The sequence below is a fragment of the Methanococcoides sp. NM1 genome (assembly GCF_900774285.1).
In the GTDB taxonomy this organism is placed as follows: Archaea; Halobacteriota; Methanosarcinia; order Methanosarcinales; family Methanosarcinaceae; genus Methanococcoides; species Methanococcoides vulcani.
In genome coordinates, this window is record NZ_CAAGTW010000001.1 from 171839 (window position 1) to 188535 (window position 16697).

At 38.7% G+C, this 16697-nt stretch carries 11 protein-coding genes and 1 pseudogene; 4 read left to right on the top strand and 8 right to left on the bottom strand.

Annotation, left to right across the window (positions count from 1 at the left end):
- Positions 1-13 precede the first annotated feature (13 nt).
- From E7X56_RS00900 to E7X56_RS00910, 3 genes and pseudogenes are all read right to left on the bottom strand, one after another.
- Positions 14-1930, bottom strand: a complete 1917-nt coding sequence (locus tag E7X56_RS00900; RefSeq protein WP_135603936.1) for a hypothetical protein — start codon at positions 1928-1930, stop codon at positions 14-16.
- Between the two features lie 25 nt (positions 1931-1955).
- Positions 1956-3098 (bottom strand): glycosyltransferase family 4 protein, encoded by a 1143-nt coding sequence (locus tag E7X56_RS00905; RefSeq protein ID WP_135603938.1) that lies wholly within the window; start codon positions 3096-3098, stop codon positions 1956-1958.
- A 129-nt stretch (positions 3099-3227) separates the two neighbouring features.
- Positions 3228-4347, bottom strand: a pseudogene (locus tag E7X56_RS00910) (ISNCY family transposase).
- A 305-nt stretch (positions 4348-4652) separates the two neighbouring features.
- On the opposite strand from E7X56_RS00910, the gene E7X56_RS12140 reads away from it, so the two are divergent.
- The 3 genes from E7X56_RS12140 to E7X56_RS00920 all read left to right on the top strand — a co-directional run bounded on the left by E7X56_RS12140 (position 4653) and on the right by E7X56_RS00920 (position 8261).
- Positions 4653-4787, top strand: coding sequence for a hypothetical protein (locus E7X56_RS12140; RefSeq protein ID WP_256360036.1), 135 nt, complete (start codon positions 4653-4655; stop codon positions 4785-4787).
- Between the two features lie 407 nt (positions 4788-5194).
- Positions 5195-6649, top strand: coding sequence for an oligosaccharide flippase family protein (locus E7X56_RS00915; RefSeq protein WP_167879407.1), 1455 nt, complete (start codon positions 5195-5197; stop codon positions 6647-6649).
- Positions 6650-6788: 139 nt separating this feature from the next.
- Positions 6789-8261, top strand: a complete 1473-nt coding sequence (locus tag E7X56_RS00920; protein WP_167879408.1) for a right-handed parallel beta-helix repeat-containing protein — start codon at positions 6789-6791, stop codon at positions 8259-8261.
- Positions 8262-8392: 131 nt separating this feature from the next.
- Here E7X56_RS00920 and E7X56_RS00925 read toward each other — a convergent pair whose 3' ends face one another.
- From E7X56_RS00925 to E7X56_RS12250, 5 genes are all read right to left on the bottom strand, one after another.
- Positions 8393-8581 carry a hypothetical protein gene (locus E7X56_RS00925; RefSeq protein ID WP_167879409.1) on the bottom strand — a complete coding sequence of 63 codons (189 nt, stop codon included), beginning with the start codon at positions 8579-8581 and terminating at the stop codon, positions 8393-8395.
- A gap of 184 nt (positions 8582-8765) precedes the next feature.
- A complete protein-coding gene (locus E7X56_RS00930) occupies positions 8766-9893 on the bottom strand; it encodes a hypothetical protein (protein WP_135603946.1) in 1128 nt (375 codons plus the stop codon).
- A gap of 149 nt (positions 9894-10042) precedes the next feature.
- Entirely contained in the window at positions 10043-11887 is a 1845-nt protein-coding gene (locus E7X56_RS00935) for a hypothetical protein (protein ID WP_135603948.1), read from the bottom strand.
- The gene (locus E7X56_RS00940; RefSeq protein ID WP_167879410.1) at positions 11811-12671 is read right to left on the bottom strand and encodes a polysaccharide deacetylase family protein; all 861 of its coding nucleotides are present in this window, start codon (positions 12669-12671) and stop codon (positions 11811-11813) included. The genes E7X56_RS00935 and E7X56_RS00940 overlap by 77 nt, the downstream gene beginning before the upstream one ends.
- Before the next feature lie 329 nt (positions 12672-13000).
- A complete protein-coding gene (locus tag E7X56_RS12250) occupies positions 13001-13189 on the bottom strand; it encodes a glycosyltransferase (RefSeq protein ID WP_371413335.1) in 189 nt (62 codons plus the stop codon).
- A 355-nt stretch (positions 13190-13544) separates the two neighbouring features.
- Here E7X56_RS12250 and E7X56_RS00945 point away from each other — a divergent pair, with 355 nt between their 5' ends.
- A complete protein-coding gene (locus E7X56_RS00945) occupies positions 13545-16559 on the top strand; it encodes a disaggregatase related repeat-containing protein (protein ID WP_135603952.1) in 3015 nt (1004 codons plus the stop codon).
- Positions 16560-16697: the final 138 nt, after the last annotated feature.

The window sequence follows — 16697 nt, forward strand, 5'->3', positions numbered from 1 at the left end:
CTTTGGCACAAGTTTAGGAATTATGGTATAGATCCACAGCAGTATTTGAGTAGATCTTGTTGTTCCTGTGCAGGTAAGTGTACAGTTGAATTTGATTTTCAGATGTTGGTAAATAATCCTCTCCTTCAAATACCAGCTTTGTATCTAAAAATTGCTTTTCTCTTATCAGTATGTAGCCTTCATAATCCGGGATACCCTCGGAGGCGCTTATCATATAACTCCTATAATAAGGAAGCTCCAGCGCATCTGACTCTCTAAATTCTCGTTGTGTAAAATATCTAGATGTCTCATAATCTGAATGTAGGGTAGATCCAAACGGAACATGACCGGAAACATGGTTATATCCTATCAATTCTTCCTCAATGAAATACTTGCGATTTGTGGTCGATCCAAAATAATTAGAATCATTTGCATTTGATATTATGGAATAAAATGAAAATATGCTAAATAAAACCAATACTATCATAAAAGCAGAACGTATTTTGATACTTTTAGACATTAAATAATATAAAAAAGCAAAAATTCCCGCGCTCATCACGAACGACATAAAGGGAGCAAGCATCAGCATAAATCTATCAAACCTGAACAAAACCATAGATTGCCATAACAATTGGATAGGGTTTGGCGTGTATAGAACGAGTGTGGATAAAGCAAATAAACTAAATACACGAGCATATTTCCTATTTTCATTCCATAGTACATATCCGATACCGATCAGAGCAAAAAATAAAAAGATCGAAGAGTCAATGTGGTTAACTAAGAATGACCATTCGTTACCAGATTGAACACTAGCTTTCACCACCGGGGTTTCGAAATGCTCTGGCCTTATATGCGATTGCAACAAACTTCGAGTAAATAAATAGGCACCATAAAACCAGTATCCAATAAATGTGACATTGACCAATAACAAAAAATTGGTGCTTAAATATTTTTTATTACCTGCAATTCGCTCGCAGACAAATAGAAGAAGCATCAATATAACCATTTGAATTATTGAAACCTGATGTACAAGTATGATGAATATACATAAAACGACTGCGAGATACCTGTAAACAGCTTCATTTTTTTCACTGTAACCTTTATAAATTAGATATATCATTATGAGAAATCCTGCATGTGCTACAGTTCTGGTTATTACATATGCGCCATAGAGTATTACCACAGAAGTTACTGAGTATATTAAACATGTAAGGAGCGACATTTGTGAATTGCGTGTGGTTAACTTAAAAAATTTATAAATAAAAACAATTAGCATCACATAAATGGGAGTTGCTATCAAGAAAAGAGTGGTTTTGAGATCTAAACCCAATAAATAAGAACTTTCAGCGATCAGTATATGGTATAATGGGAAGTTCGCATATGCTAAAGAGTAATCCAGTGGAATTGTGTGCCCGGATAGATATGTTATCTTAGCCATAAATAAGTGCGGTAAAATATCAGTCCATCCGAAATATAGTGGATACTTTAATATCATCCCACAAATAACACAGAACATAAGGAGTATTATTTCAGACAATATCATCAATGCATTTGCATCTCTTGAGAAGATCTGTGTAAATATTAGGGAATACAACATCAAAATTAGCACAAAATAATACCATGGTCTAAATGGAATCAACAATAATATCAATATAGATACATTTAATAATATCCCAAAAAGCACCATCAAAGTTCTTTGATTGATCTCTAATGTATTTGACGAAGAAGTTAACTCGATATCTTCTTTATGGTAGATCATTACTAAAATGAATGATGCTAAAATGGCTGGGAGTCCTGTTGACAGACCTCTTATTGCATAATCAGGCCGATCTATGGCAAAAGCTAACAAAAATCCACTTACCACCGCCAGAACTATCAATACAGGTAATGCAAGTGCAAAAGAGAGTAACTTATTATCTTTTGTTATAAATCTGGAAAGATATGATTTCATATTTACCTTCTAAACTGATTTTATTTTATGCCTGAATATCCCTTATTAGTCCAGATTGGTCAATAATAGTATCCCACATGAAATTTTTGGAGAGATCTCTGTTGTTTGTGCACATTTTGTCATATAGTTCTTCCTTATTCAGGAGTATATCGATCTTTTCAGCCAGGTCTTTTGGATTACCAGACTCGTATAATAGACAGTTTTGATTCTCGATCAACCAGGACTCCCGTCCCTCGACGTCTGACACTATGACCGGTTTCCCGGCTGCAATGTATTCTTTTGCTTTTCTTGAAGAGAAATAATCTGGATAAAGAGAATGCTTGTCATCTTTATCATACGGTAGTATGCAAATATCAAATTTGTGTAGTAATGAATAAACATCTTCCTGCTGAAGTCTCCCGGTAAAAATGATGTTCTCAGTGTCACGATATTTGTTCATGATGTGGTCGGCTTTATATCCCCTCCCAATAATCACTCCTATACAATTATTTGCATATTTCAGACATTCACACACATCTTCTACTTTCATAAATTGTTCCCAATTGCCAATAAATCCAATTATCTTTTTATTGCCGGGTAATTTTATTGAACATGCATGATCAGTGTCATTTATTTTATGTATGTCAATCCCATTGGGCATGTATATACATTTATCTTTGTATTCTTGTATCTGGGTTATAACCCCACCACTTACCACAATGATCCTGTCTGCCAAATATAGTGACAGTCTTTCAATATGGCCAACAAAGAAAGCTCTTAAACGTCGATTTTGCTGATTTAATTCATGTTTATATATCCCATGATAATCCATATATATTTTGATGTTAAGGATCTTTAGAAAAGGGTACAGCAAGATGGTATCATATCCTCTAAGAATTACATAATCAACTCTTTTTGAAACGATATACCATAGTGAAAGAAGAGTCATTTGAAGTTTAAATGCCATCCCCTTCAAAAGTCGAAATTTTCCTGATATTGGTATTATGGGTTTAACTTGGATTAAGTTTTCCAATCCAATCTTTTCTTCCTCATTTTTTTGCATAATTATATATGTGTCTGGAAACTGCTCTTTCAGTTTCTTGAATATGTATAGTGCTCTTGAAGATTGAACTACGCTGAATGAAAATTTCGCACTCATCAATATGATTATGCCTTTTTTTTGTTCCATGGGATCAGCTTTCTTATGTTATAATTATTGGACTGTACGTATTTATAACTTTTTTATTACATATGTGTACTATTAGAGAATATCAAATTAGCTCATAAATCCCCCAATTCTAATTTGATGACATTCACCTCACACATAATTTGCAAATGAATTCGTTTCTTTAACTCCATTTTGCAAATTTGTAGCTACAAGCAATTGATATGCAACGAAATTCATAATTGAATAGAGTTTCTTACTGCTATTTTTCATTCCTCTGATATCGAACTTTACAGTCCACTTAATATGATTGTGTACTCGTTCACATTCACCCTATGTGAATAATCTTCATCGAATCTATCATCTTCGATGTTCTTGTTTCGCAAGTGCATCCCTGCCTGTTTTTTTCTTCCATTTTCATAGAGGAAATGAAGTTTATCTTCATATTTCATATGAATTGATCCACCAAGTTTCCACATTTTATTAACCCAGTGATTAATTCGTTCCATCGTCCCTTCATATTGAACTTTAGAATCAGAAGAGTATGCAATCACTGGTTTTGCATTCAACTTATACCAGATATCTGCATGATTTCTGAATGAATCATAACCTCCATCTAATGCATAAGTGTCAATATCAACCTTCATTTTTACCATTGTATCAATATGTTTCTTCAATTCAGGAGAATCATGAGAAGCACCTTTTGTATGTGTCATGTAGATTGGAAGTGTTCCAATCATGGTGATGTGAGCTTTGTCCATCTTACAATTATAATGCGGATTGTAATCCGCATACTTGTCATATCTTGATGCTTCAAGTGGAGTTGAATCTGTTTTTGCATCTCTTATCTTTGTATTTTTGAGATATTCTTTCCAATTTTGAACATTACTTCATCGAGTCCAGTTTCTCCAAGCCTATATTTTACAAAATGATGAAGTGTTGCAGGGGATGGAAGATTCATAATGCCGTTATTGTCTTCAAAAGACAGAAGCTGCGCTTCTTCTTTTGTTAGTGTAGATATTGTTTTCTCAAATGAGAGGTTCCTAAAACATTTTACAACGATGAGCTTTATCATTGACGAAATCTTATAACTAAAGTGCCAGTCCTTATCGGCATAATAGCTACTTTCAACATAAGAAGCAATGTCATCGATATCTAAGAAATACAAAAATTGGCATATTGATACGTTATCTGTGTTCAGATAGTTAGCAATTGAATCTTTGGTACAGATTCCGCCCGAAACATCACAATAATATTTCATGGACTGGTACATTTTCTACCATATAAATGTAATGCATAAGCTATGCTCAGAGTGGTGCCAGTAGTCTTGAAAAAAGAGTTACGCTTTTAAAGCGAAAAGCTAATTTGATGATCTCTATTAGTAAACTCGGATAAATCCAATAAATTTAGAGGTAAAATTCTGGAGGAGCGGAACATAGTAATTCCTTACCATATTAGAAAATGATCAAGCACGCTTTCAGAATAGAAGCCCTCCAACCCCTGTCCAAAAACAGGGCAGAAAAACTCCATGGTGCGGCTCACACGCTGTCTTTAAACAGTTGAAAAGACAAACACCTTATGCCTGAAATATACGCGTTTTTTTACACTTCCCATAGTGATCGCAACACTGCAAAGCATAAAAAGACGGACACAAGTGTATTGCCAATAAGGCGTCCATTTGCAATGGATTTGGCAAAGATCGCCAGCCAGTAAATTTATCGAAAATATCTGGCTGCGGACTCAGAAAGCCATGTAGCAGTAATCAAGATGCCTCTGAGTGGTGGAAGGATGCACTCAAGTACGAAAAAATCCCATGTATGACTTCGAGATGATAAAAATGAACGGTGTTTGCCTTGTAGACTCATACGTATAAAAAAGGTTATATTCAGGTAAGCTTTTAAATATATGCTGACCTCTGATGCTGAATCATAAAAACCGTAATCTCAGACTCCATAAATTTCGCTAACGATGTGAATCAATAGCCAGAACCTATTCAACTATGACTGTAGTGGAGTTTTATCTCACTTGACCCCCTGTCCAGCATCAAGCTGTGAGATATTCTTACAAAAACAGTATTGTTTTGACCATCTATCATGGATATGCAAAAGCGAGATATTATAATGTCAAGTTTCATCAACAACGTCTCAAAATTGGTATCTGGGAGTTTGCTGGCGCAGGTATTGGGGATTATGCTATATCCAGTCATTGCCAGGATATACTCTCCGGCTGATTTTGGGGTCTTTCAACTTTTTCTATCGATCTCAACTATTATTACAATATTCACTTGTTTTTCTTATGAGCTTTCTATTATGCTCCCCGAAAATGATGAAGATTCTGCCAATATTGTTGTACTTTGCATAATTCTTCTAACATTCGCATCTATTATTATCGGTTCTATATTTGTCTTTATCCCGGAGCAGATCGGCAGTCTTCTGAATGCCCACCAACTTTCTGATTACCTTATATTCGTGCCTCTTGTTGTATTCTTAAATGCCCTTTTTTTTGTGTTGAATTTTTGGACATCCCGGAGGGTCAGGTATGGAGCTGTTGCAACAGCAAGGGTCGTTAATTCATTATCATCCAGGCTCACTCAAATTGGGATTGGGATAGCCAGAACATCACCGATCGGATTGATCTCTGGTTATTTGTTCGGTTATTTGCTGGCAGACCTCCTTATGTTAATAAAAATGAGATCAGATATATATCTTTTCAATAATATTTCTCTTAAAAACATACGGAGGTTAGCGATCAGGTATAAACGATTTCCAATATTTTCGATGTGGTCTCAACTTACAAATAGAATCGCCCTTCAATTAACGCCGTTCATGCTCGTATATTTTTTTAGTTCTACCGTAGTTGGGTACTATTCAATGGCAAATCAATTGTTAGTTCTACCTCTAACACTGATAGGAGGTGCCACCAGTCAGGTATTTTTCCAGAAGGCCAGTGAAGTGAAAAACATTACTGGGGATCTAAAGAATATGCTAACGTTTGTTCACAGGAGATTGATATCGATTGGCGTATTTCCGATGATGGTATTCATAATCATCGGTGAAGATATGTTCAGCTTTTTTTTGGGATCAAGCTGGTATACTGCCGGGATCTATGCCAAGATAATGGCACCGTGGATTTTTTTGCGATTTATATACGCCCCTGTATCATCTGTTTTCAATATACTTGAAAAACAAAATGTAGCATTGTGTTTTAATTTTGTCTTTGTTATTTCGATTTTTGCTGTGCTCTATATTGGAGGTACCTATGGAGACCCAATGATAGCACTTACTTTACTTTCGGCTACTGCGGTGCTGTTGTGGGGAACTGCTGATCTCTATATATTAAGAATGTCTGATGTTCGATGCATCGAAGAAATTAAATTTCTAATAGAATACCTGGCAATAGCATTTGCAATTTCTCTTCCTTTAATTGTGGTGAAGTACCTTTCTTTGTCAATATATGTCATCTTCATTGTTGCATTCGCAGTTACGTTTGCTTATTATCTGGTAGTTATGTATAAGGATCCTACACTGAGGGATCAATTATATGGTACATTAAAGACTATTAAGAACAAGTTATGAATTTGCTATGAAAACCAATAGTTCAATCAAAGAAGTAAATTATGGATCTACAAAGTCTTGAGTTATATTTCAATGTTATTGTAGCAAGATGATAGTAATGAGAAATACAACTATAACAATATTGTGTAGTATACTAATATTGGTTCTGTTACTGGGCATCACAACTACTTTACGTAGTTCACCGGCTGCACCAATAGTATATGTTGCTACAGATGGCAGCGGTGACTATAATTGTGATGGTACAGATGACCAAGTTCAAATCAACCATGCAATGGACTTCGTAGCAAGCCATTCTGAATATACAACTGTTCATCTAAAAAGTGGTACTTACATTATAGGCGATACGGTTTTCATTCATAGTAATACAATACTTGAAGGTGAGTCAGGTGCTGTTGTCAAATTAAAAGATGAATGTGGATGGGCGAAAAACAAAGGTTTGATCGAACCATCTCCCAACGATGCTCATAATTTTGTAATTCGTGGTTTTGAGGTGAATGGCAACCTTGACAACCAAACATACATACTATCCAAGATGGGTGAACCATCCATACATGGCCGAGGCTATCACGATCTTTTCAGAGCAGACAGTGACAACGGTTCATACGATTTTGAGATCTATAATATGTACTTTTATGATGGTGCAAATGATGGTATCAGAATTAGAGGTGACCGATCAGATGCTGATATGAAAATTCACGATAATACGTTCTCTAGGACAGGGCATGATGATATCTACATTATGTCCGCAAAGAATGTACGCATATATAATAATGATTTCACATGGGTCTATGGCGATTGCGGCGTGCGGATCGAGAACACGGATGACGTTGTCATCACAAACAATACTCTATACACAAAACCGTCTGAGCCTCAGGGACTGTCTGGAATTTATTTATCCCTTACTTGCAGTGATTTCACATGTCACAATTATACTGTTGCGTACAATACAATAGGACCGGTTAGAGAAATGGGTATTGTAGTTTGCAATCGTGTGACAGGAACACCTGGCCTTGACAAAGCCCAAGATCTGTATATCCATCACAATTTGATCTATGATTCAATCGGAAATCGTGGATACGGTGGTGGGATCCAGATAAATGGCTGGCATAATACTGTGATCGAAAACAATGTGATCGATGGCGTTAATGGTGATGGGATCGTTACCAGAAACCGATTTGGAATGGGTGACACGACTGGCTACAAGATATACATCAGAAACAATATCATCACTAACACAGATCATTATAGTGGATTCTCATCAAGTGGGCATGGTATCAATAATTATCTTGACTCAAGGCATGATCTGATCCTGGAAAACAATAATATATGGAACAACGAAAATGGCAATTACCACAATGTCGGTTCACATGCATCCGATCTCAATGTCGATCCACTGTATGCTGATCAAGCAGATCATGATTACCATCTAAAGAGTGAAGCAGGACGCTGGTCTGGCAGTAGATGGGTAATCGATCCCATAACAAGTCCGCTCATCGATGCCGGATACCCCGGGTCGGACTACAGTAATGAACCTACGCCAAATGGTGGCCGGAATAACATTGGTGCCTATGGCAACACTGCCGAAGCATCCAAGAGCGCATTTGTATCTTAAGACATCCTGCGACATCCACAGGTTCTGATCGCACAAACTCTGCAGGTGATGCAGTCGTAGTTACACTGGACATAGTACGCAGTACAGTCAGGTCGGTAGTGATCTGACCGAGTGGCAGGGCATAACAGGTGTCACCCTGCAAGGGTCCACTGGAAGGGGGTTTCTGAGGATAATACGGCAGCGGTAAATGCACTGTATGATGATAATACCTTTACTTCGGTTTCGATGTGACCGATAACGACCTCCAGGCAGAGGGTCTGGCTGAGATGGATGATCTGCACCTGGATGATTGTATCGATATATTCCTGAATAATGATCAACTGTATGCCCAAACAAGTGTAAACAATAAAAATTTAGTAAAAATGTCATGGGATATACTAGATAAATTCCTTCTCTTGAAAGTTCTCATATAACAATGATGTTCGATGTCCCAGTCTGAGCTTTTGTCAATGTTCCTAAAAAATAGTGTATGATCTTTAAACTTTTAACTTCCATGCCAATTTCTTATAGTACTCCTCTATCGGGATCAATGGACGAAGGGATAAATTCGTGATCCTCATGTCCCTCCAAATTCGATTCATCATCCTCATTAACAAATTTGTACATATATGCACGTTTGTGCTTTCTTTTAATCTTTATTCGTTTTTTCAGTATTTCATTCATTTTCTGATCGATCGGCCAGAATGCCAACGCAGCAGCATTATGTCTTTTTGCCAGATCAATTGAGAACGCAATTAATGATAGAATGATCTCTTCTTCGAGCTGTGGTACGTATGCATCTTTCAGCTGCATGGTCTTAATGTCTGTTTCAGAACATTCAATATCAAATACGAAATATCCAACCAGTTCATCATTTCGGGTATCGATACACTTGATCAAATGCCGTTTCTCAGCGACAGCTTTCGAGAAGTATAACCATTTCAGTGTCTCTGCATCTCGACACAGTGTTGTTGCATTTTCTTTTCTGTTGTTTTCCCACAATTCTGTGAACGAATCATCACAATCTGTGCATAGGGAACATTTGTAATGATCCGGTTGTAATTTAAATGTTCTTTTATCCTTGAACCATCGAACAAAAGGTGAGATCAACTTTATGGGGACCAATGAAGCTTCTATTAAAGGCAGCAGCCTGTGGGATGTGATGTTCTTTTGCACATAAAAATCACACATTTTTCCATAATCTCGAATATACCAGTATTCTAGATTCTTAAACGGGACGTCGAGATCAGAAGAACCAAATTTGGAGTATATTTTTGTCGCGATCTTATTTGGCGTGGTGTGGAGCAGGAGTTTAATATTTTTCTGTCTGTCAAATGCCAGTATCAGCTGAAGGCTGGTAACTCCCCGTACTGAAGGTCGCACATATAGTGATGTACCGGCTGCAGCGATATCATTTATCCCTTTTATCTGATATTTTACAGGGATATTCCCCAGAAAACCAACAATTTCCGATTTCTCGTCTTCAATGACCCAGCCATACGGGATGGATCGATCCATCCAGGGATTGTTAATCCACCACATATCGAAACGACGTTGCCAAATCTCAGGTGGGGTCCGTAACCCCTCTCTCAACAAATCTGCCAGTTCTGAAAAGTCATTTTCTTCCAGGGGACGTATCTTTGTTGATGGCATGATATTCTTGATGGCAGGTAAACTGAGTTTACCCACTCGATGTTAAAGAGAACCCTAATTAATTATTAATGTGATGACTAGTTATATAATTGTCTTATTCAGGTGCAAGGTAAAAGCTTTAAGTTCTTCAAACTTCAAAAACGCCAGTATTAATATGTGATTATTTTATAACGATGTTTATTCTCCACCTTGAATGTTATGGAACCGTCCGGTTGCTGCTCCCATTTGACATCCTCTCCTGCGGTATCATCATAAACTTCGGTGTTCCTGCTGGCTCTGATATTGACATTAGCAAGTGCGTAAGCACCATTTGTAAATGCTTTGAATGATGTTGTTCTTCCGTTAGACGCGATATCATTGAAGGTTGCCTGGTTTGTATTGCTGTTAATGTCCCACCATCTGCCAAATGGTATTATCTTAATTTCCCTGGCGTTGTAATTGTCCACCCCTGTTATAAAATTGGGATAGCTGATCGACCAGGGTATGGCTGGATCCTCGTCAGTTCGATGAGTAAATACAGGGTAGCTCATCCCGGTACAAGATGCTTTTTCCCACCATTTCCAGGTCTTATCTTCAAGGTTTCCCACAGCGTGTTCAGTATGAATGCCTGCATCACCATTCCTCCAGATCATAACGAATTTATCATATGCGTATGTCGCATGCGCCAGTTCATCACCATTGCGTAATGAACACCATGTTGCTGGATTGGATCCGATCATCTGGCTGATGATCTCGTATTCATTTTCCATGAGTTCATATGATCGTTCCAGTGGCATCCTGTTCAAAGATTCACTGTAATGTATGCCAACCTCCCACGATTCGTTGTGTACCAGATCACGCAGGTACTCAATATATGCTTCATCATCCAGATATTTAACATCGAACCAGATCGTTCCTTCGTTGTCGTTCTTTTCCATATATGAAATCCCTCTATCGACCGTCTCGTAATTATGTGGTCCGTCAATTCCATATGGAGTAATCTTCTTGTCTCCTATCGCAGTAATGAAACTTCTTTGTGCAGTTTGTGTTATTTCAAATATTTTCGTGTTGATAAAAGTGCCTCTTCCGACAACATAATTTGCAAACTTGATCCATCCACAGGCAAAATCAGGATAGGGCAGATTTCTTCGATTGATGGCATAAAATGGAGTGCTTATAGAGCTGCTTCCGCTGCAATAGATGGTATTTGTTTTATTCACTCCATCAAAAGTAATATTCAATGTTAATCTCTCTGTAACATCCGGAATGAGCAGTTCTTTGAACATCGGTGTCACTGATTGCGAGTTCTGATAATAGCTCGTTATCACCCATGTATTGTTGTCCAGTATCCGGCACGTTATTTTTGCTCCAGGGCTATTTATCTGAACGTAGTTGTCAGCCCCATCTCTTTCGATACCGATTGTTATCTGGTAATTGCAACGGTGCATGGGTACGAGTCCACACACACAGCAACATTCTGTTTTCAGCCTCTGCATCCTGTATGTTATATCTTCAAGGCGGTGTTTTCGCTTATCACCAGTAATATGATCCAGAATCGGTGGAACAATATTGTAGACTCCTCTGAATCCTTTCCGAGTTGCAGATTCAACATCTTTTGACACGTCATTGGAAATAATCTGGTTCCTAGAGGTGCCATTTATAATGGTACAGGTCAGATCGATTATGCCTGATCGCATGCGGTTATATATGTCTATATTGCCAGATCGACTATTATGGTACGGATTTGCGCTGAACATGTTAGCAGGGACATTTTTGTTCTCTGGATAGTCCTGCCTGAAAAGTTCAATGGTGCCTTGGTCGATATTGCTGCTTACTGTTTGGAGACTGGTTTTGTCGGTCAGGTCCATGAATGTCCACCCCTCTGAGATATTCTGATGTTCTTTGCGGTAGGATAATTCGGCTCGATAGAGTGTTATTTTATCGTATGGATCTTTTTCTGAGATACCACCATAGTCCACTTGCTTTGACCAATAGTTCGTTGATGTCTGCACCATCCCGAATACTGAAGCGTTTCAGTTTGAATATATCCGTATCCTGAGAATTGAATCCCGCATCAACGGTAATCCCACATGTATAGCCCTCTTTTTTAGCGATCGAGATCTCTCGATCCGAGTAGTCACCATTTGGATAGGACAATGCATATATTTTGAGTCCATATTTCTCCTCAAGGTCCTTCTTTGACTGTGCTATCTCCTTGTATGCTTCCTCTGTGGTACAGTTCGGCAGGATCGGATGGAATACAGTATGGGATTGGAAGTCTGCCATGGCCTTCATATCTTCGATATCATTCTTTGATAATGCCTGTCTGTCATCGAACTCTTTTGTTTCCTTGAACCCAAATCCTCTCAAGATCTCCAATCTCTCTTTATTGGGAATATTTTTCAGATCCTCACGACTATAATCATTGCCTGTCTTGTGGGACCACCAGAAATGGCGTTTTGTGTCTACTATGCCGCTGCACAGGAAGATAGTGGCAGGTATGGCATATCTTTCCAGCAAGGGTTTGAGCTCATAGTTGCTCTTATGTCCATCATCCAGTGTTATGATCAATGATTTTGGTGGCAGTTCATCAACTGTTCCTGCTTCTTTTGCTGTGATATAATCCTGCAGGGGGATGATATTGTATTTAGATCTTAGCACTCTTAGGTGCATGTCTACTCTGTCAGGATCGATGTCATGAAAAAGAACGATTGTTACTTTTTTTCTCTGGATGATCTCTCTGATGAAGAATGGTATCCCCGTTAGCCGCAACAAAAGGAATGGTATTTTTCTAAGCATTCTGTTTCGCCCCACATTTAAAGATAAGTTCCGTAGTATATATGGTTTTTTATTATTTTTGTTGACGTCTAGTGCCATCTGGTAGTGTCACCTGTGGAAAGTGAGTTATTTATGCATTTGAATCAAAAATAAGGCAGAAATTCGCAGACATGTGGAGTTTTGGGACCGCCAGTTGATAAATATTTAGAGTTTTTCTGGATGTGGCATCCAAAGTAAATTAAGCAAAATAAGCTTCTATTTTCTTGACATCTAACTCTTGATCCAACACTAACAAAATATTCTCGGCTAGCTTCATTGACTACGTCGATTCACACAACAATCCGTAATCATCATATCATCATTTCTTCACTCCCATCATTATTAAGTTGCAATCCCGCAGGCTTCTCACAAGCCATTGCTTCGATCTGAACCACGCCAGTCCCTAAACTCGGCAATGCAAACACCTCACAAGCATTCATCCAGATGGGCATCTCATCGCGTAGATCGGCACCTCTAAACTCTAATAAACTCCTAACTATGCCTCATTTTATTCCAATTTCAAATTTGTTTCTAAATGCTGATTTCGAGATTGCATTAATGATAATATTCCACACCTTAGCCGATGATGTATGGATATCTTTTGATCATGGCAGGTACACATCTGGGTATTATGTTCACAAAAACAAAAAATGTGAACACAATGTTCATATCCGTGTACATTGAAATCGTTATTTGGTGACTCTGATGGCGAGGGATGACAACTTTGGTTTATTAAGACCACAGTTTTTGACACCATCATAATTCACAACATTTATATGTAATAATGACCCTGAACTTCCAATCACTTATATCTAATAACAATATAAAATTCCAATATAAAATTCTGTGGTCATCATGAAGGAACTAAAATTCTTGTTAATACTATCATTCATTTCATTAATAGCCATTCCAACTGCTTTGGGTAGTACTGCCCCGATCGTATATGTTGCCACAGATGGCAGCGGTGACTATAACTGTGATGGGACAGCAGACGAAGTTCAGATCAACCAGGCAATGGACTTCGTAGCAAGCCATTCAGAATATACAACCGTTCATCTAAAAAGTGGTACTTACATTATAGGCGATACGATCTTCATTCATAGTAATACCATACTTGAAGGCGAGTCCGGTACTGTTGTCAAATTAAAAGATGAATGTGGATGGCCAAAATTCAAAGGTTTAATTGAACCGTCTGTTCAAGATGCTCATAATTTCATCCTCCGCGACTTCGCTGTGGATGGGAATCTCTTCAAACAAACATATGTAGTAACACAGATGGGTGAGCCATGTATACATGGTCGGAGCTATCTTGATCTTTTCAGAGCAGATTCTAATAGCGTGAGTGGTGACCACAGCGATCCATACGATTTTGAGATATATAATATGCACTTCTATGATGGTGCAAATGATGGTATCAGAATTAGAGGGGATCGATCAGATGATAATATAAAAATTCACGATAATACATTTACTAGGACTGGGCATGATGATATCTACATTATGTCTGCACAAAATGTGCATATCTATAATAATGATTTCACATGGGTCTATGGCGATTGCGGCGTGCGAATCGAGAATACGGATGACGTTGTAATTACACACAATACTCTATACACAAACCCATCTCAGCCCCAGGGGATATCTGGACTTTATTTGTCCTATACTAGCGGTGGGTATACATCTCAGAATTATACCGTTGCATACAATACAATAGGACCGGTTAGGGAAATGGGTATTGTAGTTTGCAATCGTGTGACAGGAACACCTGCACTTGACAAAGCAAGTGATCTGTATATCCATCACAATTTGATCTATGATTCAATCGGAAATAGTGGATACGGTGGTGGGATCCAGATAAATGGCTGGCATAATGTTGTGATCGAAAACAATGTGATCGATGACGTCAATGGTGATGGGATCGTTACCAGAAACCGATTTGGAATGGGTGATACGACTGGCTATCAGATATACGTCAGAAACAATATCATCACTAACACAGATTATTATAGTGGATTCTCATCAAGTGGGAATGGTATCAATAATTACCTTGACTCAAGGCATGATATTATTCTGGAAAACAACGATGTATGGAACAACGAAAATGTTAATTACCTCAATGTCGGATCATCTGCATCCGATTTCAATGTCGATCCATTGTTCGTTGATCGAGCAGATCATGATTACCGTCTAAGATCGAATTCACCTATTATTGATGCAGGTATAGGTGTGTATGAAAGTTCTGATCCTACACCAGCACCAAGTAACACAGCACCTGTACTGAACTCCATTGGTGATATGACCGTTACTGAAGGAAATCTCTTAAGCTCTATGGTTACTGCTTCTGATGCTGATGGTGACAGCCTTACATACTCTGCATCAGGTCTGCCAATCGGTGCAACCTTTGATGTTGCATCCAGAACATTCAGCTGGACTCCAGATGTAGGTCAGACCGGTACTTATGGTGTCACTTTTGAAGTGGCCGATGGAGAATTTACCGATTCCGAAACCATATCTATTATTGTAAATCCAGAAGGCTCTTCTGGAAACATGCTCGAAACCATGTATGTCAACCGTTTGCGTGAATCAACTCCTGACCTCACGATCACAGGAGACAGCTATGTAGATGTCGGACATATTGATGGTGTAGGTAGTTACAGGGAAGTCATGTGGTTTGATGTAAGCATGTACAATGAAACAGACACTGTAACCAGTGCAACTCTTTCATTATCCTGGTATTATCCTCAAAATGCTCCACGTAATCAGGATACCGTTGTTGAGATCTATAGGGCATCAGATTGGGATCCTGAACATGTGAGCTGGAATGGGAAGACGTCTGGTACTTCCTGGGTTAATACTGGTGGAGACTGGTTCGATAGGAACGATGCAGCTCAGGGAAGCGTACCTTATGCATCAATAACCTTTAGTGGTAGTGATGTTCCTGACAACGGCAATTATGAGTTTGATGTCACAGAACTGGTACAGGATTATGTCAGTGGTGAACATGCAAACACCGGTTTCTTCATCAAGGCACGTGATGAGCATGACAACTATATTGCTTTCGATGGTACTGATTCCGTCAATGAGGTCCAGCAACCGAAACTGACTGTGACTCTTTCAACCACTGAACCTGTGAGCAATCTTGCTCCTGTGATGGACCCAATCGGTGGCAAGACAATCGATGAAGGATCGACTCTCAACTTCATCGTAAGTGCTTCTGATGTGGACGGTGATACTCTCACCTACTCAACCACAGGTCTTCCAACCGGTGTAACGTTTGATGCCACATCCGGCGAGTTCAGCTGGACGCCATCAGATGTTCCGTCAGGAACTTATGGTGTAATGTTCGAAGTGTCCGATGGTGAACTTATTGATTCAGAAGCCATCATCATTACTGTGAATGCAATAGGCAATGATCCTCTGGTCAATAACCTTCCGGTAATAACCGCATTCTCACCTGCTAATGATGTAGTCTTTGAGGAAGGGAGCGTGATCAATATTGGAGTGACTGCTTCCGATGCAGATGGACAGGAATTGAATTATCTCCTGAAGATCGATGGCGTTACCGTCAGCACAACTTCCAGTTATGTATGGAATACCGATAGTTCTAGTGACGGAACTCATACTATCGAAGTAGTTGTAAGTGATGGAACTGATCAGGTGACATCCCAACACGTCCTCACTATAATCAAGATTCTCCCACGTTGGGATGTAAATAAGGATGGTGTGGTGAACATTCTGGACGTCACTATAGTAGCTCAGAATATGGGTACTAAAAAGCCACATCCAAGCTGGGATGTAAATCAGGATGGCGAAGTAAACATTCAGGATCTTACGATCGTAGCACATTACTTCGGTGAAACTGTACAGTGAGATGCAGATCCTGCATCTCTTTTTTCTTTTTTTACTTTTTTCCTCTCTCAATTCATTGCTCCAGATAGCTCCCCTGCAGCAGCAAAGCATCCTCCTCCAGATCCTGACCCTCGCATATCGCCAGCCCTTCAAACCAAA